Annotated in this window: 19 protein-coding genes; all 19 read left to right on the top strand. The window is 37.1% G+C overall.

The genetic code is table 11. The features are described 5' to 3' along the window. The first annotated feature begins 1,443 nt into the window (after nt 1-1,443). The 19 genes from H6G41_RS23535 (at nt 1,444) to H6G41_RS23445 (ending at nt 23,431) form a co-directional block, all read left to right on the top strand. The gene (locus H6G41_RS23535; protein WP_190749160.1) at nt 1,444-2,883 is read left to right on the top strand and encodes a glycosyltransferase family 4 protein; all 1,440 of its coding nucleotides are present in this window, start codon (nt 1,444-1,446) and stop codon (nt 2,881-2,883) included. Between the two features lie 372 nt (nt 2,884-3,255). Beyond that, nucleotides 3,256-3,681 carry a hypothetical protein gene (locus H6G41_RS23530; RefSeq protein WP_190749158.1) on the top strand — a complete coding sequence of 142 codons (426 nt, stop codon included), beginning with the start codon at nt 3,256-3,258 and terminating at the stop codon, nt 3,679-3,681. A gap of 819 nt (nt 3,682-4,500) precedes the next feature. Continuing rightward, nucleotides 4,501-4,863: a hypothetical protein gene (locus H6G41_RS23525; protein WP_190749156.1), complete on the top strand. Its 363-nt coding sequence runs from the start codon at nt 4,501-4,503 to the stop codon at nt 4,861-4,863. A gap of 224 nt (nt 4,864-5,087) precedes the next feature. Beyond that, a complete protein-coding gene (locus H6G41_RS23520) occupies nt 5,088-6,047 on the top strand; it encodes a GDP-mannose 4,6-dehydratase (protein WP_199316266.1) in 960 nt (319 codons plus the stop codon). A gap of 2 nt (nt 6,048-6,049) precedes the next feature. Next, on the top strand, nt 6,050-6,874 hold the full coding sequence (locus tag H6G41_RS23515) for an ABC transporter permease (protein ID WP_190749152.1): 825 nt from the start codon (nt 6,050-6,052) through the stop codon (nt 6,872-6,874). A gap of 55 nt (nt 6,875-6,929) precedes the next feature. Continuing rightward, nucleotides 6,930-8,180: an ABC transporter ATP-binding protein gene (locus H6G41_RS23510; protein WP_190749150.1), complete on the top strand. Its 1,251-nt coding sequence runs from the start codon at nt 6,930-6,932 to the stop codon at nt 8,178-8,180. A gap of 17 nt (nt 8,181-8,197) precedes the next feature. Then, the gene (locus H6G41_RS35850) at nt 8,198-8,764 is read left to right on the top strand and encodes a DapH/DapD/GlmU-related protein (protein ID WP_190749148.1); all 567 of its coding nucleotides are present in this window, start codon (nt 8,198-8,200) and stop codon (nt 8,762-8,764) included. A 31-nt stretch (nt 8,765-8,795) separates the two neighbouring features. Then, nucleotides 8,796-9,911: an acyltransferase gene (locus H6G41_RS23500; protein ID WP_190749146.1), complete on the top strand. Its 1,116-nt coding sequence runs from the start codon at nt 8,796-8,798 to the stop codon at nt 9,909-9,911. 158 nt (nt 9,912-10,069) lie between these two features. Next, complete coding sequence (locus tag H6G41_RS23495; protein ID WP_190749145.1) at nt 10,070-11,020, top strand: glycosyltransferase; 951 nt, start codon at nt 10,070-10,072, stop codon at nt 11,018-11,020. A 73-nt stretch (nt 11,021-11,093) separates the two neighbouring features. After that, complete coding sequence (locus tag H6G41_RS23490; protein WP_190749143.1) at nt 11,094-11,561, top strand: acyltransferase; 468 nt, start codon at nt 11,094-11,096, stop codon at nt 11,559-11,561. A 114-nt stretch (nt 11,562-11,675) separates the two neighbouring features. After that, a complete protein-coding gene (locus H6G41_RS23485; RefSeq protein ID WP_190749141.1) occupies nt 11,676-12,647 on the top strand; it encodes a glycosyl transferase in 972 nt (323 codons plus the stop codon). A 51-nt stretch (nt 12,648-12,698) separates the two neighbouring features. Then, on the top strand, nt 12,699-13,619 hold the full coding sequence (locus H6G41_RS23480) for an acyltransferase (RefSeq protein WP_190749139.1): 921 nt from the start codon (nt 12,699-12,701) through the stop codon (nt 13,617-13,619). A gap of 348 nt (nt 13,620-13,967) precedes the next feature. Beyond that, on the top strand, nt 13,968-14,996 hold the full coding sequence (locus H6G41_RS23475; RefSeq protein WP_190749137.1) for a glycosyltransferase family 2 protein: 1,029 nt from the start codon (nt 13,968-13,970) through the stop codon (nt 14,994-14,996). Nucleotides 14,997-15,696: 700 nt separating this feature from the next. After that, a complete protein-coding gene (locus tag H6G41_RS23470; RefSeq protein WP_190749135.1) occupies nt 15,697-16,863 on the top strand; it encodes a hypothetical protein in 1,167 nt (388 codons plus the stop codon). Between the two features lie 438 nt (nt 16,864-17,301). After that, nucleotides 17,302-18,402 carry a glycosyltransferase gene (locus H6G41_RS23465; protein ID WP_190749133.1) on the top strand — a complete coding sequence of 367 codons (1,101 nt, stop codon included), beginning with the start codon at nt 17,302-17,304 and terminating at the stop codon, nt 18,400-18,402. Further along, complete coding sequence (locus tag H6G41_RS23460) at nt 18,338-19,147, top strand: FkbM family methyltransferase (RefSeq protein ID WP_190749131.1); 810 nt, start codon at nt 18,338-18,340, stop codon at nt 19,145-19,147. Before H6G41_RS23465 ends, H6G41_RS23460 begins: the two co-directional genes overlap by 65 nt. A 132-nt stretch (nt 19,148-19,279) precedes the next feature. Beyond that, nucleotides 19,280-20,590: a hypothetical protein gene (locus H6G41_RS23455; protein WP_190749129.1), complete on the top strand. Its 1,311-nt coding sequence runs from the start codon at nt 19,280-19,282 to the stop codon at nt 20,588-20,590. Nucleotides 20,591-20,601: 11 nt separating this feature from the next. Further along, a complete protein-coding gene (locus H6G41_RS23450; RefSeq protein ID WP_190749127.1) occupies nt 20,602-22,095 on the top strand; it encodes a hypothetical protein in 1,494 nt (497 codons plus the stop codon). Between the two features lie 142 nt (nt 22,096-22,237). Further along, nucleotides 22,238-23,431 (top strand): glycosyltransferase family 4 protein, encoded by a 1,194-nt coding sequence (locus tag H6G41_RS23445; RefSeq protein ID WP_190749125.1) that lies wholly within the window; start codon nt 22,238-22,240, stop codon nt 23,429-23,431. Nucleotides 23,432-23,436: the final 5 nt, after the last annotated feature.

The following is a 23,436-nucleotide window of genomic DNA, read 5'->3' as shown; positions in this document are numbered from 1 at the left end:
TGTAAACAATTGGATACTTGTGCAAGTATATTCTGGCTTCTCTTCAGTAAGCCTGGGTATTTATGTTAATTTTAAGTATAAAAATATTTAAGTATAAATGATTAAGCTCGTTTAGCGGTTGATTGGCACACCCTTTTAGTAATCTTGGTTGATAGCTTCAGTCAGCACTGTTGACAGTAGGCAGTAGTATCTGTTAGTAAACAAGGCAGAAAGCCGCAAGCAGAAAGATTTAAATTGTTTTATTCATCGCTAGTGGCGATCGCTATCAGTGGGGCTGTCTAAAAAGAAACAGTTTTTATTGGTTTGCTAGCTAGCCTACTGCATTTTTGCTAATTATGATATTACATAAATATTAAGTTTTGTATAGTCCTCAGATAGCTTCGATTTGATTGTTGCCAACAACCTTTCCTAGAAGCTGATGTTTAAATCGGGCATTATCTAGAATATAGCTCGTTCTTAAGACAAGAAAAAATTGCGATATTCATCCAAAGAACTGGAAAATCATTGCTAAATACCAATTTTTGCCATTAATAAAGACAAAAATCTACGTTTATTAGCTCCTAGCTAATAAAAACTAATAGCTATTAAATTTGAGTGACTTATAATCGAAGTCTAATTCAGTGATTGAGAAGTAGCCGCGATTTACAATTTGGCAATTTTGCGGATAATTAACAGCAGTTTTAGCTTGAGAAATAATACCTATATCGAGAATATAGCTCCTAGATTATCCTCCAAAGAGACGATATTCAATTTATTTGCTTAACTACCTATGGGCTGATTATTTCCTAGTTGTAGGTAGTTGGGCAGATGTAAAATTCTTGAGCCGAGGAACAAAATACCTGAGTCTAGAAAAAAATTAAAAAATTATTGAATTGCGATTAAATTATTGACTTATCAAATATATTTGGTATGATATTTTGCTTAAGTGGATCCGTGTTGCCAGAAGCACTGAAAGTAACTCAAAAACCAGCAAAAGGTTGAATTAACAGCTTTTGAGGAGTTGTAGCAATAATTTCTCATGGGGGAGACAGCAAAACAAGGTGATAGACAAGGCATTATTTGTGACTACTGTCATCTAAATCTGTAAAATTTTGCTCTTAACAAGATTCGGAGTTTTATAAATGAAACTCTGGGATTTTTGCGTCTATTGCTAATAAAAATATTCGCTTATTTTGGCGTCATTTAATATCTTAAACATACAAAATACCAGCCTTAAAACATCTGTAGTTTTTGAATCGCGAGAAAAATAAAGTGCGAGCTTACTCAGGACTATATAAAAAGTTATACTTTTTTTTAATAAAGAGTTGCTTTTTAACTAATTTCCTGAGACATAGATTATAAAGGAATTTAACAACAGGGACTCAGCCATAAAAGCCGACACTGTTTACCTTGCTGTTAAGGGTATTTCTAGATAGAAAACATTTTGAAAGGACGATGTAGCCAATGACATTTAGTGAGTGGCTGAAAAAATCGTTGCTAACCAAATCCATAAACAACCGTTCTCAAAATCAGAAAATAGTCGAAACTGATAGAGGATTGTTGTCAAGTGAAGAAGTTAACTTCGAGGATAAAAGAGAAAATAATGGCAAGAATTTTTCCACCTTTGTTTTTCCTTCCATAGTTCCCCATCAGTCTTTAGGCTTCAAGGAAGCTTGGTACAATCAATCGCTAAATTTATCGGTAATAACTGAGTTTTTTCCCCCAGACTATGCTGCTACAGGACAATTAATTGAAGAATTAGTTAGCCAGTTAAGCAAACAGGGGGTAAATATTGAAGTATTTACAGGACAGCCTGGTTATGCGTTTGGGACTGCTAGTGCGCCAGCTGTAGAACAACTCGGTCGAGTCAGAATTCAACGATCGCGCACTGCACAATTATGGTCGCGGCGGGTTCGAGGTAAGGCCGTCAACGGTATATTATTTACTTTGCGCGCTGTGGTACATCTCATCAGATGTGTCCGTCGCCGGAATTTATTGTTGTTGACTTCCGCCCCACCATTTTTACCCATCGTGGGATATATTGCTCACTTGTGTTTCGGGTTATCCTACGTATGCTTAATTTATGATATTTACCCAGATATTGCGATCGCTCTCGGTGTCATCCCCAAAAATCACTGGTTAGGCAAATTCTGGCAAGCACTTAATAAAAAGATTTGGCAAAAATCCAAAGGTATCGTCGTCCTCAGCCCGGCGATGAAACAGCGCTTAGTGGCAACTTGTCCCGAAGTAGCGGATAAAGTTACCGTGATTCATAGTTGGGGAGATCCTGACTTGATTGTGCCAATTGTTAAAAAAGATAACTGGTTTGCTAAGAAATATGACTTAGTTAACAAGTTTACTGTTCTGTATTCTGGCAACATGGGTAGATGTCATGATTTAGACACAATTTTAGCAGCTGCCAAACAACTGCAAGACGAGCCAATTCAGTTTGTTTGTATTGGTGGCGGGCCAAAACATGACAGTTTTATCCAAGAAGTTAATGATTTAAATCTCAGCAATTTCCTGTTTTTACCGTATCAAGAAAAACAAGTACTTCCTTATTCTTTAACAGCTTGCGATCTCTCCTTAGTCAGCGTAGAAGCAGGAATGGAAAGTTTAGTTGCACCTAGCAAACTTTACCCAGCCCTAGCAACAGGCCGTCCAGTAGCCGTGATTTGTTCCAAGTATTCTTACTTAAGGCAACTCATTACAGATGCTCAATGTGGTGCTAGCTTTGAAAATGGTGACAGCTATGGACTAGCAGAATTTATTCGCCTACTCAATCACGACCAAAAACTAGCAGAATACATGGGTGTGTCCTCGCGTAAGTATTTGCAGTCGCATTTTACGCCAGAAATCATTGCTAAACAATATTTAAGAGTTCTGCAAAAGGCTGTATCTTAAAGTGTGTGAGTGCGATCGCTCTGACTTATTCCCAAACTTGTATTAATTTATCTTCACTGTTGGCTTGACAATTAAAAATGGCAGCTATATAAACTAAGTGCGCCTACCTTTTTGCCCAGCTAACTCTATGAGCGATGTTGTGTAAGCTGGTAAATGAAATTTATTCCTCAGCAGAATTACTTATATCTGCTGCCAAAGAAAACGAACTTTATGCATGTTCCCTAGAACTTGTACTGGTTCATCACTGTTTCTTTTAAAACCCAATAACTGTTGTTGATGATAGAAGTGGGCTTTGATGGTCTTTAAGATCTCAGTCCCTTCAACGCAACCTTCTTGTAATCTATTTGATTTTTACTGATGCGGAGGGCCGAAGTGCAGAGAAGGTGTGATCGAAATCGAAAACGTTCCAAACGACGAGCTATATATTGTCCCGTACATAACTGCTACATGAATAGTGTGAGTCAAAAATACGGGTTATTTGCTGAACGAGCAGGACAGTTACAACAAAGGGGGGTGAAGCGACGAGAAGCTTTAATGTTAGTAGCAGCCAAAACTGCGGTTCCGTTACAAGGTGAATGGTTAGAAGCTTTTTGGTGTGAAGAATGCCAACAAACCAAGTGGTACCACATTCGTAAACGCGACGCGACTTATGAATTATCTCTAGCACCAGCAGAACTTTGGGAACAAGCAACCGGCGTCATTCATCCCCACAAAAATCCCACTGTCAGCGAGTTCACAACAAGACAGTCCCGGATGATGGATCATCGCAGCATTCTTGATTTTCGGTTTATCAGCTAATGCAAAAACTCAAACATCTGTCGTTCTGAACGAAGCAAAAGCTTTAAATATAATTCGCTTCGACCAAAATGACACCTGCAAAGTCTGTTATTAGATGAGGATACTTGCAAGAAACAAAGTATTTATCGATTTGATGGATTCATTCATAAGTTTTGTTTAAGCCTAATTCGATTAGACCAAAGCATTAATAAGTTTTGTTTAAGTCTAATTTAATTAGACATAAGTATTTATCGATTTGATGAATACGTTTAAAAGTTTTGTTTCAAGCTAATTCGATTAGACCAAAGCATTAATAAGTTTTGTTTAAGTCTAATTTAATTAGACATAAGCATTTATCGATTCGATGGATACGTTTAAAAGTTTTGTTTCAATCTAATTTGATTAGACATAAGCATTTATCGATTCGATCAACTCATTTACAGATTTGATGACGATTTTGGCAACTATAGCCGTAGCCAGATAGATTAGGACATCAAGCTCAGTGCGGCGCTGTTAACTGTTGACTGTTAACCGTGAACCGTCTGTAGGGGCGGGTTTTGTGAGATATTCACGCTCCTAACAGATATGTCGGTTAAACCCGCCCGTACAACAATAGCAATGGGATATTTTCTTACTTGGAAGTCCCTAACATGAATATCTAGAACAGAAAGACTGTCCGCTTTATGCCGTAAAATCAATTATTCTGCAATAAATTAGGGAATTTACCCAAATATTGTGAAAATTTGATATAGCTGCATTCCTTGTTAACACTGGTTTCGTCTAGCTCAGACGTAGGTTATTTTGTGTGTATCGTTTAGAACATTGATACATACAACTCATATGTCCAGAGCAAAACGGAGTTCTGCAATTCTTGATAAAGCTCAAATTAGAATGGCTGCTTTGAAATCAATTGATACCTCCCTTGATTTGGGAAATGGGCTAACAGTTGAATCATTTTCCGAAGTGATTGAAGATACACGGCAGCAATTAGAAGCATACAACACAGCTTTGTCTACGGTCGATCAGACACGCAATATGGTTGCAGAAACCGAGAAAATGCTTGCAGAACTCTGCGAGAGAATGTTAGCCGGCGTAGCTTCAAAGTACGGTAAAAATAGCGATGAATATCAAATGGCTGGAGGTGTGCGGAAGCGCGATCGCAAGCGGAATACTCGCAAAGTGAGTAAATCAATATCCGCATAAAGTCTAGACAGAGCTTACAACAAGCCATCATTAATATTCAACAACCTGCTATAGGGATATAGGGACACAAACAAATTTTTGTGTCCCTATTGAGTTTGCAATCAGAGTGCAGTTGTAGAAGTAGATATCTAGGGCTTGTTTTCAAAATCGCCGTCACCTCCGGGTGCTTTCAATAAACTGGTTTACCTACAGTCAACCGTCAACCATCAACCGTCAACCAATTGATGAAAAAAGCCCTAATTTGTGGAATATCAGGTCAAGATGGAGCCTACCTGGCGCAGTTACTGCTCAATCAAGGCTATACAGTCTGCGGTACTTCGCGAGATGCACAGATTTCCCCATTCTCAAATTTGGTTTACTTAGGAATTCGCGAGCAGGTAAAGCTAGAGTCAATGGCTTTAACTGACTTCCGCAGCGTGTTGCAGGTACTAACAAAAATCCAACCCGATGAAATCTACAACTTAGCTGGACAAAGTTCAGTAGGTTTATCCTTTGGACAACCAGTGGAAACTTTAGAAAGTATAGCCACTGGAACCCTCAACTTATTAGAAGCCATTCGCTTTTTGGGTAAGCCCATCAAGCTTTACAATGCTGGTTCTAGTGAAAGTTTTGGCGATACTGGCGACACAGCCGCCAATGAAACCACACCATTTCGTCCCCGCAGTCCCTATGCTGTCGCCAAAGCCACGGCATTTTGGGAAGTTGCAAACTACCGCGAAGCTTACGGTTTATTTGCTTGCTCAGGGATTTTGTTTAATCATGAATCTCCCCTGCGCCCAGAAAGATTTGTGACACAAAAAATTGTTGCGGCTGCTTGTCGAATTGCCCAAGGTAGTAAGGAACAACTTTATTTAGGAAACATGCAAATTCAGCGTGACTGGGGTTGGGCACCAGAATATGTTGAAGCGATGTATTTAATGTTGCAGCGAGAACAGCCCGATGATTATGTCATTGCCACAGGAGAAAGCACTTCCCTAGAAGATTTTGTCTCAGCAGCATTTGCATCATTAAATTTAGATTGGCGCGAACATCTGGTGATAGATAATAGCTTGCTCCGCCCTACAGATTTAGAAGTGGGTAGAGGTAATCCTGCTAAGGCAGAAAATCAACTAAGATGGCAAGCAAAATACAAGATGAAAGATGTAGTACAGATGATGGTAGAAGCGAGGTTAGCTAAGTCTTGACAATGAAAGATTCACATTTAGTAATTGAAGCTGGACGCACAGAAAAGCAATATTGGAAAGACTTATGGCGCTATCGAGAGCTATTTTACTTCCTCGCATGGCGAGATATTTTAGTGCGGTACAAGCAAACAGCAATTGGGATTGTTTGGGCATTAATTCGTCCGTTTCTCACAATGGTTGTATTTACAGTTGTATTTGGACAATTAGCTAAGTTACCTTCCCAGGGTGCGCCTTATCCAATTCTAGTTTTTTCGGCGATGTTGCCTTGGCAGTTCTTCGCAAATTCCCTTTCAGAATGCAGTAATAGTTTAATTAGTAATGCTAATTTAATTTCTAAAGTTTACTTTCCGCGCTTAGTAGTGCCAACAAGTGCAGTTGTAGTGAGTTTTGTAGACTTTTTGATATCTGGTATGATTTTGTTGGGGTTGATGGCTTGGTATAACTTTGTCCCCAGTTGGCGAATTTTGACACTACCTCTATTTATTGCGATCGCTTTTGCTGCTTCAATGGGTGCTGGGTTATGGCTGGCTTCGTTGAATGTCAAGTACCGCGACTTTCGTTATATTGTGCCGTTTATTGTCCAATTTGGTCTTTATATTTCACCTGTAGGATTTAGTAGCAGCATTGTGCCCGAACAGTGGCGCTTACTCTACTCCCTAAACCCAATGGTAGGAGTAATTGATGGTTTTCGCTGGGCTATTTTAGGGGGTGAATCTAAGCTATATTTACCTGGCTTTTACCTATCTATCGGAATAGTAATGTTAATCTTCGTCACTGGAATTTGGTATTTTCGCAAAATGGAAAGGACATTTGCCGATGTAATTTAGATTCTTACTGAATTCTCGATTAAGCACAACACTATTGTGATCAACTAAAGAACTAATGTCTGACACTGTTATTCGAGTTGAAAATTTAAGTAAAAAATATATTATTGGTCATCAGCAGCAAGAACGCTACACTGCGCTAAGGGATGTAATTGCTAATAAAGCTAAAGTACTAATTAGCCCTTTTTACAATAAAACATCAAAAATGTTAAATTCCCAAGAGGAATTTTGGGCACTAAAAGATGTCTCATTTGAGATTAAGCAGGGCGACAGAGTTGGAATTATTGGACGTAATGGTGCAGGAAAATCTACGTTATTAAAAGTTTTAAGTCGGATTACAGAACCTACAGAAGGAAGCATCAAAATTAAAGGAAGAGTTGCTAGTTTGTTAGAAGTAGGTACAGGATTTCACCCAGAGTTAACTGGGAGAGAAAATATCTACCTCAATGGTGCAATTTTGGGGATGAGTAAGGTAGAGATTAAACGTAAGTTTGATGAGATTGTTGATTTTGCAGAAATTGCCAAGTTTTTAGATACGCCAGTCAAGCGGTATTCTTCAGGTATGTATGTGAGATTGGCATTTGCGGTAGCTGCTCATCTGGAACCAGAAATTTTAGTAGTAGATGAGGTATTAGCAGTAGGAGATGCTCAATTTCAAAAGAAATGTTTAGGGAAAATGCAAGAAGTTAGTACTCAAGGACGAACCATTATATTCGTTAGCCATAATAGTAGTGCTATAGCTAATCTTTGTGACCGAGGCTTATTTCTAGAAAAAGGAAATTTAAAAGCAAATACAACTAGCATTCAAGCGCTTAGCCTTTATACTAGCGAACTTAATAAGTTCAACTTTGTTTCTCAGACAAAAATAGATTCACCAAGCATTTGGAAAGTAGAGATTGATCAAAATGCTTTAGAAAAAGGAGATCTCTGCGTAAAGGTACACTTTACTTCTCCTTGGGTACTTGATCCTCCTTTAGTTGGAATTGTAGTATACAGTATTCACGGTATTCCATTATTTGGAACGAATACTTGGCTAGATCCTGATTTTAAACCTCAATGTCTAAAATCTGGCATCGCTACCTTGCTTGTTAAAAACTTACCCTTACATTCAGGGAGCTACAAGCTTTCTATCTGGCTAGGAGAAAAAAACCAAAACTACGATTCTAAACTAGATGCGATTGCCTTTGATTTTATTTCTCTAGATGTGTTACCACAAGGTTTATCTCCAGACTTTATTGGTCCATTTAAAATTTATGGACAATGGCATTTAGCACCTATTATGGAAAATATAAATATTGTTAAAGGTTAATTTTTGATGAGTTTTTAATGATAAATATATTTAAGAACATTTGGCTAAAAATACAGGTAATTCAACAAAAATGGCGATTATTTTTGTTGAGGGTATTTGGCGTAGAAATAGATTATTCATGCTTAATAAGCGCAAATGTCGTCACATCTTTAGGATACTCAAAAGGCAACCGTGGAAAAATTAAAATTCGAGCGAAAACGCAGCTATCTCATGGAGTAACATTGGAATGTTGGGGTGGAAATATAGATATTGGAGAAAACGTTTATTTTGGTCCTTATGCAGTAATTTATGGACATGGCGGTGTCAAAATTGGCAAAGATAGCCTAATTGCTATGCACTGTCGTATTATCTCTTCAAACCATACAATTTCTGATAGAAAAACTAGAATTCGCTCCTGCCCAGATATTATGTTGCCAGTAACCATTGGAGAAGATGTTTGGCTCAGTGCTGGTGTCACGATCTTGGGAGGGGTAACTATAGGAGATGGATGTGTCGTAGGTGCAGGTGCCGTAGTTACTAAAGATTTACCTCCTTACTCTATTGCTGTAGGAGTTCCTGCTCGAGTTATTAAGGAACGTTTATAAATTTACATTGGTCTCAAAGAAAAGTTTATTTATGACAGCATTTTCAAATGTTTTTAATCCCAAAAGTAATAGCTTAGGCTTTATTAGATTTGTAGCAGCAATCTTAGTGATATTTACTCATTGTTTTCCACTTGGAGGATTTGATCAAAAACCACTGATGATTTTTAATGAAATTCCAGGATCTATAGCAGTTGAAGTTTTTTTTATTTTAAGTGGTTTTCTTATTACAAGCAGTTATTTAAAATCAACTTCATTGATTCGTTATGCTTGGCATCGATTCCTTCGCATTTATCCTGGGCTATGGATCTGTCTAAGTATAACTGCAATAATTATTTGCCCCTTAGTAATTATTCATACGAATGACGGTTCATTAGGACAATATTTTGCAACAACAAATAATAGCCCATTTACATATATCTACGCTAATTTGTTTAATCCTAGAAAGCAAATAGGAATATCAAATATTTTTGAAGCTAACCCTTGGCCTATTGATTTGAATGGTTCTCTTTGGACTCTATGGTTAGAAGTAATATGTTATACTTTAGTACCTTTTTTAGGGATTATAGGATTTTTATCTAAAAAGAAAGACTTATTCTTATTTATATTTTGCTTAATTTTTGCTATTTATATATTGCAAATTATTATTCCTAGTACTAATTATTGGTTTTCATCATTACCTTATCTAGCATTTTATGCCCAAAATGGAATCAATAACTGGAAAAATAAAAGGCTGGTTTTATATTTTATGTCTGGCTCTTTGTTCTTTCTATATAAAGACAAAGTAGATATTACTTCAAAGCCTCTAGTCGTTATAGTATCCATATTAATTTTCTTGGGAATTACTGTACTACCTCACGACTTAATTTGTGTTTTTGCTTTTCCTTATTTAATTTTTTGGCTAGCAGTTCATCTACCTTTTAATAAATTTGAAAAAGCTCTGAAGGGCGATTATTCCTATGGGCTATATATATATAGCTATCCTATTCAACAAACTTTAACAAGTTTTAAATTAAATCACTACAGTTTTAGTATTTATTTTATGATGTCTTTGTTTTTCACTCTAGCTGTTTCAATAGCAAGCTGGCATTTAATTGAAAAGCCTTGTCTTAGCATGAAAAATATACAATTTACTTTTTTAAAAAAGTAAAAATGTTAGTTTTTAATTTTAAGTAACTTAAGAATTTATTAAAATATCACATTTTAAAGATTTATTAAAATTTTGGATTTTGAATTTATTTTTTTATATATAAAAAGAAAAAATCTCTTGTTTAAAATTAATTAATTTAATAAGAATTGTATTGGATTATGAATCCTCTGATTTCTGTAATTATTCCTACCCATAACCCTAATCAGATCCGTTTGCAAAGAACCCTTTGTGCTTTAAAGCAACAGACTTTGGCTCAAGAAAACTGGGAACTGATAGTAATAGATAATTTGACACCAGACCATAAATATGTCCCTAGTTTTGATTTCTCCTGGCATTCTTCCACAAGAATTATTAGAGAGGAACATTTAGGCTTAACAAGAGCAAGAATAGCAGGAATTAAAAATAGCCAGGGCAATTATTTGGTATTTGTCGATGATGATAATGTTCTCTCTCCTGATTATCTGGAGAAAGTAATTAATATTTTCCAAAATAATCCTAAGTTAGGAGCAATTGGTGGAAAATCATTACCAGAGTTTGAAATTGAACCAGAACCTTGGGTAAAAGATTTTTGGGTTTGTTTAGCACTACGAGATTTAGGTGAAGAAATCCAGATTTATTTTTACAATCAAGCATCTATTGGAGAAAAGCAACATCCATCATTTGCACCAATTGGCGCAGGAATGGCCTTAAGCATAAAGGCAGCTAAATTTTATGTTGATAGTCTTTTGAAAGACATTACCAGGATGTCTTTAGACCGAACAGGTAAAAATTTGCAATCTGGAGGAGACTGCGACATTAACCTCACACTATTAGATGCAGGTTGGGGAGTTGGTTACTTCCCTCAATTACAACTATCTCACTTAATTTCTGCTAATCGCCTAACCAAAGATTACCTTGCTCGGCTGAACTATGCTTCATCACTTTCATGGATTCAAGTTTTAAACGCACATAGTATCCGCCCTTGGAAGAAAATTTACCGTTGGAGTGTTCTACCTAGAAAAGTAAAAGCGTTTCTTAATTATCAACCTTGGAAGAGCCATGCTGCTTATGTGCGTTGGCAAGGTGCATGTGGCACTTTTGAAGGTTTAGGTGCACTATCAAAAAAATAGATACAGGCTTTATTAAAAGCATATTTTCACATAAGTATTTTGTAATTCAAATAAAAGTCAATTAAAATATTAGATGCCAAACCAAAAAGAACACAATAGAAATGTATGGTTAGATACTCTTAGAGGAATAGCAGCATCTTGGGTAGTTATTTTCCATCTCAATGAAGTTATACCTAAAGAAGATAATTTTTATTTTCATTTTGTAGGTTTAGGCTACTTAGGAGTGCCCATATTTTTTATTATAAGTGGTTATTGTATATATTTAACAGCAAGACGTTCAAACTCTATTTTTGAATTTTACTTAAGAAGACTTCGTCGCATTTATCCCCCTTATATTCTTAGTATTTTTATAGTTATCAGCATTTGTGCTTTGCGTAAGTTTGTAACAGGCAATAATGATGTGACACAACTACCAAGCAATTTACATTCATGGTTCGCTACTTTGACTATCACAACTACTCCTGTTAGCTCAGTTCCAACTATTAACTCAGTATCGTCAAGGTATATGGCTAAAATTATTACCCTTACATATTGTCTATGATTTGTGTGTATTGCTATTTTGTTTAGTGGTAGCACTGTTATTTTTTAACTTAATTGAACGTCCGTCACTTCGTTTTGATAGCTCTAAAAAAGTTAGATAAAGTAATTAATAATAATGATATTTTTCCCAAATATAAAACCAGGAGTTATTGCTTACAAGCTCTACTATGCTCCTAAAGGGTTCCTCCAAAAATTACTTAAGAAAGGTGCAATCAATACGGCTGTAAACTTTCAAGCACAACTGCAAATGGAACAAGCAGCCTACCGCCTGAAAACAGTAAAGAGTGAGTCAGCAATTAGTCCGTTAGAAATTCATTTTCTAACTGGCAAAAGGTTTTGGTATCAAACCTGTTTTTGTGCCTATTCAATGGCAGAACATACAAATATTCCATTGTGTCCGGTTATTTATGATGATGGCTCCTTAGAAAAGGAGTCTCAAAAAGAGATTCTCAGAATTTTTCCCAATGCAAAAATTATTCTTAAGCCAAAACTAGAAGAACATCTAGATAAATACTTACCCCAAATGAAGTTTCCCTATCTCAGAGAGCGCCGCCTCAATTATCCCAATATGCGGAAATTGACGGATATTCACGCTGGCTCAAAGGGTTGGAAACTAGTACTTGATTCTGATATGTTGTTTTTCCACACTCCAGATGTTCTGCTGGACTGGCTGAAATCACCCCAGCAACCTTGTCACATGGTGGATGTAGAAACTTCCTATGGATATTCTGATGCTTTAATGACCTCATTAGCAAAAGCGGCAATTCCCGAACGCTTGAATGTAGGAATCTGTGGTTTAAAAAGTGAAGATATTGACTGGGAGCAGTTAGAATACTGGTGCAAAACCATGATTCAGCAGCAAGGCACTCATTACTATCAGGAACAAGCACTTGTGGCTATGCTTATGGCGGGTAAAGCTTGTAAAGTTGTGTCGGCAGAAGACTACATTGTTATGCCAACTCAGGAAGAAGTAATTCAGCCGAAAGCAGTCCTACATCACTATGTAGCAGATTCTAAGCCCTGGTATTTCCGCTATGGCTGGAAGCATGTTTTACGAAACAGCCAAGTCAATTTAATAAAAGCTTGATCAAGGCAATAGTAACAATTTTTATTCCTAACTATAACTATTATCGACAAAATGTACTCAAGCATTCACAGTGAATCAAGTTCTAAGGCTCGATATACATTTGATTGGAACCTCGAAGGGTTGAGAGGCTTTGCTGCTCTCGCTGTAGGATATTCCCATGTTTTTGGATTTAACAACTTTCTCGATCCTTCTTATCAACCAAGTGCATACTTGAAAAATTTATGGGCTGGTCATGCAGCAGTTCTAATTTTCTTTATGCTTTCTGGTTATTTGATTGGTTTGACGAACACAGCTAAATTTTCTTTACAGAACGCAAAACTGTATTTAATCCGTAGAGGTATTAGATTAATTCCAATATACTGGTTTGCTATCTGCTTTTCTATTGTAGTTTTGCCGACAAAAAGTTTGATAAATATTCTAGGGAACTTATTATTTTTACAAAATTTACTAGTTTCGCCATTACAAGGCAATACCATTATATGGACTTTAAATTATGAAATAGTGTACTATTTATTATTTTTATTAATTTGGTGTTTCAAACCAAAACTTGCACCTTTACTGTTGGGTTGCTTGATCATCAGTTCAATCGGATGGTTGATTCCACAGACGCCACAGCTTTGGTCGAGTTACGCAGCAGGTTGGATATTTTGGTTAATCGGTCTAGGGTTTGCTTGGAAAGTTCAGTGTATCCAAACAAACTCTCAGAAAATACCATTATTCAGTTATTTATTACTGTTAACTGCTACAAATTTTTTTAGTACAGGAAAAGTATTTTTAAATAGCTTAGGTTTTTCTAATCCATCTGCTGCTATCGTTAATTTATCTGATCTAGCATTGTTGCCTATTTGTGTACTAATTTTTGCTGAGGTGACTCATCGCCAATTACGATATCTAATAATGGCTACAGTTAATTTGCTTTGCTATCCCGTTAACGAATATTGTTCTCTTAATGCTTATAGGTCGTTTGTTTGAAAATACTTCATGGATAGTATCAACAGTTTTAACTGTAGCTGCTACAATAATTTTTCCATTTAAGAGTGAAGTAACTATATTAGCCATATTAGCTCCTATTGGACGAATATCTTATGCATTTTATATTCTTCATATGCCCATAATGCGATTGATACATGATTATTTTCCTTATCAAGGCACAAGTTGGAGTTTTGCTATTCGTCTAATATTATGGTTTGCAGTGACAATATGTTTGTCAACTTTATTAGAAATAGTTATACAACCAATAATTAAGCAGTTTTTTATAAAAAACTGCTTCTCGAAAATACTTAATAATGTTAAAAGATAAATTATAATATAGCAAACTGCATGAAGCCATTAGTATCTATCCTTATTCCTTGTTATAATTCTGCACCTTGGCTAGCAGCGACTTTAGAATCTGCCCTAGAGCAAACTTGGGAAAATATAGAAGTTCTTTTGGTAGATGATGGTTCAACTGATGACAGTTTAGAGATAGCGAAGAAATTTGAGCCATGCGGCGTCAAAGTTATCAGTCAAAATAATCGAGGAGCCAGTGCTGCAAGAAATCGCGCATTACAAGAAGCACAAGGTGATTTTATTCAATATTTAGATGCTGACGATTTGTTAGCACCTGACAAAATAGAACGACAAGTACAACTTTTAAATAGCGATCGCAATTCAAATTATATCGCTTCAGGAGCATGGGCAAGATTTTACAAAACTCCCTCAGAAGCTTTGTTTATTCCTCAGCCTCTTTGGGTAGATATGTCACCTGTTGACTGGCTGATTTGTGCTTGGGAAGGACACTGGATGATGCACCCTGCTGCTTGGTTAGTTCCTCGCAAGATTGCTGACAAGGCTGGCTTTTGGAGTGAAAATCTATCATTAAATGACGATGGTGAATATTTTGTCCGTATTCTCCTGTCTAGCCAAGAAGTGAAGTTTTGCAAAGGAGCTAAATCATACTATAGATCAGGCAACTCTAATAGTCTTAGTGGTTCCAAATCTAGAAAAGCATGGGAATCTGCTTTTCTAGCTCTAGAACTTAGTAGCAATAATCTCTTGCTGAAAGACGACAGTCCACGTACACGCCATGCTTGTGCTACTGTTTTTCAACGTTTTCTTTATGAAGTCTATCCTCATGTACCATATCTACAACAAAAGGCAGAAGCAAAGGCTAAAGAATTGGGTGGTTCTGATTTGGAACCCTCAGGTGGACTAATATTTAAGCTTTTGTCCTCATTTTTGGGCTGGAAGAGGGCAAAATATATTCAGGGGTTTGCATATCAGTACGGATACATTAGCCTAGCTTTAGGATGGAAGTTATCGAGACTTAAGGAAAATAAGTTTTTAATAGACCCATCCGAAAACTCGTAAGCCAATATTTACAAGGCTTTGAGACCAGTCCTTGCAGATTCTGTTTCAACGAAGAAATCAGTGTTTGATATAGTTATTGATAGTTTAGATCTGAAAAATACATAATCTTGCCCGACGAAAACACAATTTTTAATTAATACTAATTTATTTCGGTAAGACAAAATTTCCAATTCGCAGTCTTACTAGACCACACACTAACAAAACTATTTCATTATAAACATCAGTATTTAATCTAAATCTTTGTGATGCTTTTTCTTCAGTCATGAAAAGTATCATTAGATAAAGTTTTTGATATACCAAACATCATTCCCAAAACTTCAAATGTGGGTATTTATCTCAGATAAAACAAACACAAACATACATGTTCTGGGATAGATAATAATTCTTTGCGTCCACCTCCAAGACGATGTATTCTAACTTTCCTCTGTTCAAATTTGAGTTGTTCTTCTTCATGACTTTTTTTAGCATAGTTTACAAGGTCAGTAAATTGGCCATAACTAATCCCTAAAAGTTGCTTTGCACGCGAGGGATACTTTTGTATATAACCAAAGATACTAATCATTTAGTTAGATGCTGGTAGAGGGTCAATTTTACTTTCTACCATTTTTTTGTACCCAAATCATATTCCGGACATGTCTATTGATTTATGAAAAAAATTTGTTTACTGAGTCATGGACAACCTTCCAGGAATCCTCGTCTTGTGAGAGATGCTAATTGTCTTGCAGAAGCAGGATATGATGTAACTGTAATCACACCAAGTTTTGTAGAGCGTTGGGTCAAATACGATCAAGAAATAATAAAAAGTGTGAAATGGAAATATATATATTTAGATTTTATTAACAATCCCATATCTAGAATATATTGGAACTATGTTAAAACGCGCCATCGCTTAAGTAAAATACTTGCCTCTTGGCTTCTTACAGAACAAATTGTTGCAAATGCATGTGAATACGTCAATCGAGAATTATTCATGTTAGCAGCAAAAAATGAGGCTGATATTTACATATCTCATCAACAACAATCTTTACCTGCTGCTGTTTGGGCTGCCCAAAAAGTAAAAAGTAAGTTTGCTATAGATATTCATGATTTACTATCTGATTGTTCATCGGAACCTATTCATTTAATCAAGAATATAGAAGAACGCTACTTAAAACGATGTGCATATGTGTCAACTATGTCCAGTGTAGCCGCTCAAAGGCTAAAAGAGGTAAATAAACTTTCTAAAATACCCATAGTGAGGCACAATACACCAAAAATCCAAGAGAGGGAAGGAATTTTATCTCCAGAGCAGCGTTCATCTTCGGACATCATAAGTATTTATTGGTTTGGGCAAACCATAGGATATCACTCTCGCGCTGACCAGGTAATAAGAGCTATGCCATTGCTATGTAAGCCAGTGAAACTTGTATTACGTGGAAATCCTAATAATGAATTTGTTGGCAGCTTGTACGCTCTAGCACAAAAACTTGATGTTGCTCAATATTTGGAAATAAAGCCAATATCTTCTCCAAATAAAATGGTTAAACTGGCTGCAGAGCATGATATTGCTCTGGGAACACAACCAGGAAAAGAACTATTTCATCAAATGGCGATTGGTAATAAAGTTTTTACCGGAATGATGGCTGGTCTTTGTTTAGCTTTGACTGATACAATTGCTCATAGGCAGTTAATGCGTGAAGCTCCAGGATGTGGATTTCTTTTTCCTGATGAAGATGAATACATATTGGCTGAAAGGCTAAATGAACTACTCAATAATTATGAGAGAATTCAAAAAATGAAATCTACATCATGGCATTTAGCTGAAGAGCGCTTTAATTCTGAAAAAGAGGTTCAAATTTTGCTAGATACTTTGCTATATCTAACTTAAATGAATAAGCGATCGCTTATTGATTCACTCTACTGTTCCCAATGACGAGTTATTATCCTGCATTGCTGAACACGATATTGGTATAGCTTTATAGTGCAATGATATTCCTAGTCGTAATCTCACAGTGACAAATAAACTTTTTCAATATCTACAAGCAGGTTTAGCAGTCATTGCAACTGATACAGATGGCTAAAGAGAAATTTTGTCTCAATATCCTGAAGTTGGTCAATTGATACCTAATAGTAATCCATTAGCTCTAGCTCAAGCATTAAAAGATTTACTTTGCCAACCGAAAAAATTAACTGCTAGCAAAGTAGCTGCCCTCTACTGTACTCAGGAGCAATTTTGTTGGGAGCAGCAAGCTAAACAGTTATCACAGTTGATTGTTAAGACACTTGAGTCCGCTAACTTAAAGTCATTAAGGTTGAACATCCTGAAATGCGTATCCTGCTTACTGCCGATCCTGAACTCCCTGTACCGCCACAGCTTTACGGCGGGATTGAACGTATAGTTGATTTATTAGTCACTGGGCTACAAACCCGTGGTCACAAAGTTGGACTAGTTGGTCACCCCGACTCAACCTCATCTGCAACTCAGTTGTTTTCTTGGCGGCGGAAGCGATCGCAAAATAAATTTGATACTTTAAACAACAGCATTACCTTATGGTCAGCAGTGCAGCAATTCCAGCCCGATATTGTTCACAGTTTCTCTCGCATCCTTTATTTATTACCGCTTCTGCGCTCTCAGCTACCCAAGGTAATGTCTTATCAGCGATATCCTAGCTATTGCACTACAAGCTGGGGTGTCAAACTTGCACAAGGTTCTCTTTCCTTTACAGGTTGCAGTGATTATATTTGCAGCATTGGTCAAAAATCTGGAGGAGTATGGCATAGGATTCACAATTGTGTTGAATTAGAGAAATACACTTTCCAACCCACAGTTGCAGCAGATGCTCCTTTAGTGTTTCTCAGTCGAGTAGAACGGATTAAAGGAGCGCATACTGCGATCGCCATTGCTCGCAAAACAGGACATCGCTTAATCATTGCGGGTAATCATATTCAAACTGGAGAAGCAGGACGATATTGGCAAGAAGAAATTGTTCCTCACTTGGGAAAAGATGGAATTGAGTATATCGGCCCTGTTAATGATGCTGAAAAAAATCAGCTGCTAGGGCAAGCGGCTGCGATGATTGTGCCGATTGAGTGGGAAGAACCTTTTGGAATTGTTTTTGCTGAAGCTTTAGCTTGCGGTACACCTGTGATCTCCTGCCCAAGAGGAGCCTTACCAGAGATTATGCGTCATGGGGTTGACGGTTATTTAGTTAACAGTCTTGACGAAGGAGTTGCTGCTATTAAGCAATTGCCAGATATTGACCGTTCTCAATGCCGTCAACGTGCTGAGCAGTGTTTTTCTGCTGATGTGATTGTAGAGCAGTATGGAAAACTTTATCAAACCCTTTTGTATGGAGATCAAGATGATGAAAACTGTTTCTCTACCAATACCTTTAACCTGGATACAACCAATCGATTTTCAACATAAATTGGGTATTTGCGAACGCTTATTTGGAAAGGCGATCTCCTCAGAAGGTATTTGTTGGGTAAAAACTGGATCTGGTATTTCTTGGAAACTTGACCTAGCAAACCCCACCCATCGTTGGATTGTCTATGGCAAATATGAAGGTGCTGCATTCCTTAACTGGGCACAAAAATTTCTGCCTACAGATGCCATTATCGTAGATTCAGGAGCTAATATCGGTCAGATGTTGATGTATCTGGCTCAATGGATACCGCAAGGTAAAATATTAGCCTTTGAGCCAGGTAATGAAGCAGCCAAATGGCTAGAAGAATGTTTAACTATTCACACTAGCTTACCTGTTGAAATTATTCGGGCCGGGCTTGGTGCATCTCCAGCACAATTACATCTCAACAATATAGGAGCTAGTATTGGACACGGAGCTTGGAATCAAATATCTGAAACTGAAGGTGAAATAATTCAGATTGTAAGCCTAGCAGATGAGTTAGCAAATCGCTCAATGACAAAGGTTGATTTGTGGAAGTTGGATGTAGAAGGTTATGAAATTCCAGCTTTAAAAGGTGCAGAATCCTTACTCAAGGAACAACGGATTAAAGCTATTTATGCAGAGCTTATCGGTAATAACGGTCAGCAAATTAGGAATTACCTAGCTCAATTTGGCTATTATTGTTATCTTTTTGACTCTCATGGTAAGCTCTATTCTCCTGCTCAGTTGCCAAGTCATACTAACGGACTATTCATACTTCGCTAACTTTGAATGAATGTTTGAAATTGATGAATATGGCTTTTGAATATGGGGCTGAGGTAATACCTCTCACCTAATAGAATTAGAACTAAAAAGCATTGAATTAAGAACCAACTAATTTATGTAAGGTATGAAACATTGAATTATAAAGTTCTAATTGTTAGTCCCCATTTCCCACCAATTAACGCCCCCGATCATCAGCGAGTACGAATGTCCCTACCTTATTTTGAAAAGTTTGGCTGGGAATCTCATATTCTGACAGTTCGACCAGAATGTGTTCAAGGTGTTCAGGACTCTCTATTAGCAAAAACAATTCCCGACCATATTCCTGTCACTTCTACATCAGCATTACCTGTTCAATACACCAAACTAATTGGTTTAGGCAACTTGGGTTTGCGATGTTTTCCCTATTTACTTAAAGTAGGCGATCGCCTACTCCATCAAAAAAAATTTGATTTAATATACTTTTCAACTACCGTATTTATTAGTATGGCTCTAGGCCCCAGATGGCAGAGCCGCTTTAGCATCCCCTACATCTTAGATTTTCAAGATCCCTGGCTCAGTAATTATTACAAACAGTCAAGGGAAGTACCCCCAGGTGGAAGATTTAAGTACGGATTTGCTCAATTCCAAGCCAAGTTTTTAGAACCCAGAGCTACAAGCAAAGTTAGTCACATAATTAGTGTGTCACCAAAGTATCCAGAAATTTTACAACAGCGATATCCACACCTAAAACCAGAACAGTTTACTATTTTACCTTTTGGCGCTCCAGAGCCTGATTTTGAGCAACTTTCCTCCTTAAATGTTCAGCAAACAATATTTAACCCCAAGGATGGTAAGCGCCATTGGGTTTATATAGGCCGAGGCGGCAGTGATATGGCTTTGGCAGTGCGAATTCTATTTTTAGGAATTCAGTCAGAGCGTTGCAAAAACCCGAAACTGTGGCAAGCTGTTAAATTACACTTTGTTGGTACAAGCTATGCACCTGATAATCGAGCAGTTAAAACGGTAGAACCGATCGCTCAAGAATTAGGTGTTGCCGATCTTGTAGAAGAACATCCTCACCGTATTCCTTACTTTGAAGCTTTGCAAACTCTGGTAGATAGCGATGCTATTTTACTGATTGGCTCCGATGATCCTGCCTACACTGCTTCTAAGCTCTACCCTTGCATTCTGGCAAAAAAACCAATTTTTGCGATTTTCCATCAACAAAGCTCTGTTGTCAAAATTCTCAATCAATGTTGTGCAGGTAGAGCAGTGACATTTAAAGAAGGCGATCTGCCCAACACACTCTTACCTAAAGTCGTGCTTCAACTTCAATGGCTTTTATCTACTTCCAAAGGTTATCAGCCAGATACTGACTGGCAAGCTTTCCAGCCTTACACTGCAAAGGAAATGAGTCGGCGGCAATGTGCCATTTTTGATCAGGTTCTCATGACTGCCAGCTAAGACAAACTGCTATGAGCAAAGATATGGAATCACAACCTTTATTGATCGCACAATACGCAAATGCCTTTGAGTATCGAAGGCATCGAAAATTGCTCAGAGTGTTTTGGCTGGTTGCTTTCTCTTTACTTATATTTGAATTATTTTTTACAAATACTACTTCTTTAGAAAGCAATCTGGGAGCAATTTTCATCACCATTGCAGCGCTGATACCCGCCTACCTTTGGTGTTCTAAACGGGCACTAGGTATACCAATTTTTCCAGTTTTTGCACTAACCTTTGTTTGGACTTACGCTCTGCCCTTGGTAAGCAATCACCCCAAAGTGTTACAATACTCTCCAGAAAGCCACTTATTTGCCAGTATTACTGTTACAGCATTTTTACTCTTAGGAACATTTATCTGGTTTCAATTTGTTAAATCTGCACCTCCCATACCTAAGTTATATCTGACCTTTAAAAGTGGTAGCGGTAATGTATTTTTATTATTTGTTTTAGCATTTAGTATTTTATTTAACTTTTCTTCCTTGGGTGGTTGGTTATTGATTGATAGCGGCATATTTGCCCTCCTCCGTGGTATTGTCCTGGGATTATCTGCACTAGCTACTTTTGTGCTTTCCTATTACTTTGGTACTAAACAATTATCGAAAGCACAATCTCTAAGTTTTTTGTTCTTAATAGCAGCAGCAATAATTACAAATTCGGTGGGTTTGCTACTAGTAGGTGCAGCTTCTCAATTTTTGATTGCAATAACTGGCTTTGTAATTGGAAGCAAAAAAATACCAACCTTACTAATTATCATTATACTCCTTTGTTTTTCGTTTTTGAACTCTGGCAAAGGTGAGATGAGAGCTAAATATTGGTTCGGAGTACAAAGCGCCTATGTACAACCGTGGGATTATCCAGCTTGGTATAGTGAATGGGCAGGCTATAGCTTGAATTCGTTATTAATTAATCAAAATAATTTTGATCTAAGCCAGTCCTATAATTCCTCAGAAAAAGCCTCATTTTTAGAGCGTGCTAGTGTAATTCATATGTTACTGCTGACGCAAAATAAAAGTCCCCAAGAGATACCTTATCTTTATGGAGCGAGCTATGCAATTGTACCACAGCTATTAGTTCCTCGAATTTTTGGCGTTAATAAAATTGCTAGTCATGAGGGTACTTATTTACTTAATATTCATTACGGTTTACAAACCCGTGAAGCTACTTTCAGAACCACAATAGGTTGGGGGCTGTTGGCTGAATCTTACGCGAATTTTGGTCTATTTGGTTGCGGTGGGCTAGCTATTGTTTTAGGGTTAATGTATGGACAAGTTACGCGCTGGAGCATTAATGCACCAGTACTGTCTGCTAATTATTTATTTGCTGTTCTAGTGCTGACATTATGTTTCCAAACTGAATTTAGTGCAGGGGTATACGTGGCTGCCTTATTTCAAGCAAGCATTTCACTTAGTGGGGTAATAGTGTTGTTAATGCGACCCTACAAAGCACCAAACTTTTTAGTTTGACATAAAAAGTGGTGTTTTATGCTACGCGATAACACACTCTACATATACTTAGATTCTTTCATAAATCAAATCAGATTACTATCATAAAAAATCATATAAAAACTAAGGTTTTACCAGTATGGGATATTCTAATTAAACGGATATGCGAAAAATAGCAATCATTACCTCTCATCCAATCCAATATTATGCACCTTGGTTTCGCTATCTAAGTAATACTGGTAATTTAGCCATTAAAGTTTTTTATCTTTGGGATTTTGGTGTTACTCAGCAAGTTGATGCAGGTTTTCGTAAGACACTTAAGTGGGATATTCCGTTATTAAGTGGCTATGAATATGAATTTGTACCAAATGTTAGTTTAAAACCAGGTACTCATCACTTTTGGGGGTTACAAAATCCAAATTTAATTTCACAAGTTAGAGCCTATAATCCTGATGCTGTACTATTGATGTCCTACAACTATGTCAGTATATATCGTTTTCTGTGGCATTGGAATGCTCATCAAATTCCATTAATATTTCGGGGTGATTCTCATCGATTGTTACCTACTCATGGCATCAAAGCATGGATGCGTCGGCAGTTTATCACCCAAATTTATCGGCGATTTTCCGCCTGTCTTTATGTAGGTAAAGCTAACCATGATTACTTTCAATATCATGGTGTACCTACTGATAATCTCTTTTTCTCTCCCCATGCAGTTGAGAGCGATCGCTTTTTAAAACAAACTGAAATAGCTAAGCAGCAAGCTATTGCTTGGAAGCAAGAAATCGGCATTCCTCAAGACCATGCAGTTATATTATTTGTAGGCAAGTTTATAGACATCAAACGTCCTTTAGATTTGCTTCAAGCTTTTTTACAAGCCAAGCTTAACCGTGTATCATTGCTGTTTGTAGGTAATGGCAACATAGAAAATGACTTAAAATCCCAAGCCGCAGGGCAGACAAATATTTACTTTGCCCCTTTTCAAAACCAATCTTTGATGCCACGCACTTACGCAATTGCAGATTTAGTAGTGCTACCTAGCTATAGTGAAACTTGGGGTTTGGCGATCAATGAAGCAATGTGCTTAGGCCGGCCAGTTATTGTTAGTACTCATGTCGGTTGTGCACAAGATTTGGTTCATCCTGGTAAAAATGGTTTGATTTTTCCGGCTGGTGATGTGCCTGCATTAGCAAGTAGTCTACAAGCAGCATTCTCAGATCGACAATGCTTACAGTTTTGGGGAGAAGAAAGCCGCCGTATCGTATCTCAGTACAGTTATATCCAAGCAACTCAAGGACTAAATCAAGCACTAGACTACATAATGAAGAGTAAGATTAATAACCCTGCTGTTGCTTAACAATA

The sequence above is a fragment of the Tolypothrix sp. FACHB-123 genome (assembly GCF_014697075.1).
In the GTDB taxonomy this organism is placed as follows: domain Bacteria; phylum Cyanobacteriota; class Cyanobacteriia; order Cyanobacteriales; family Nostocaceae; genus Aulosira.
This window is presented reverse-complemented; position numbering and strand designations above follow the sequence as displayed.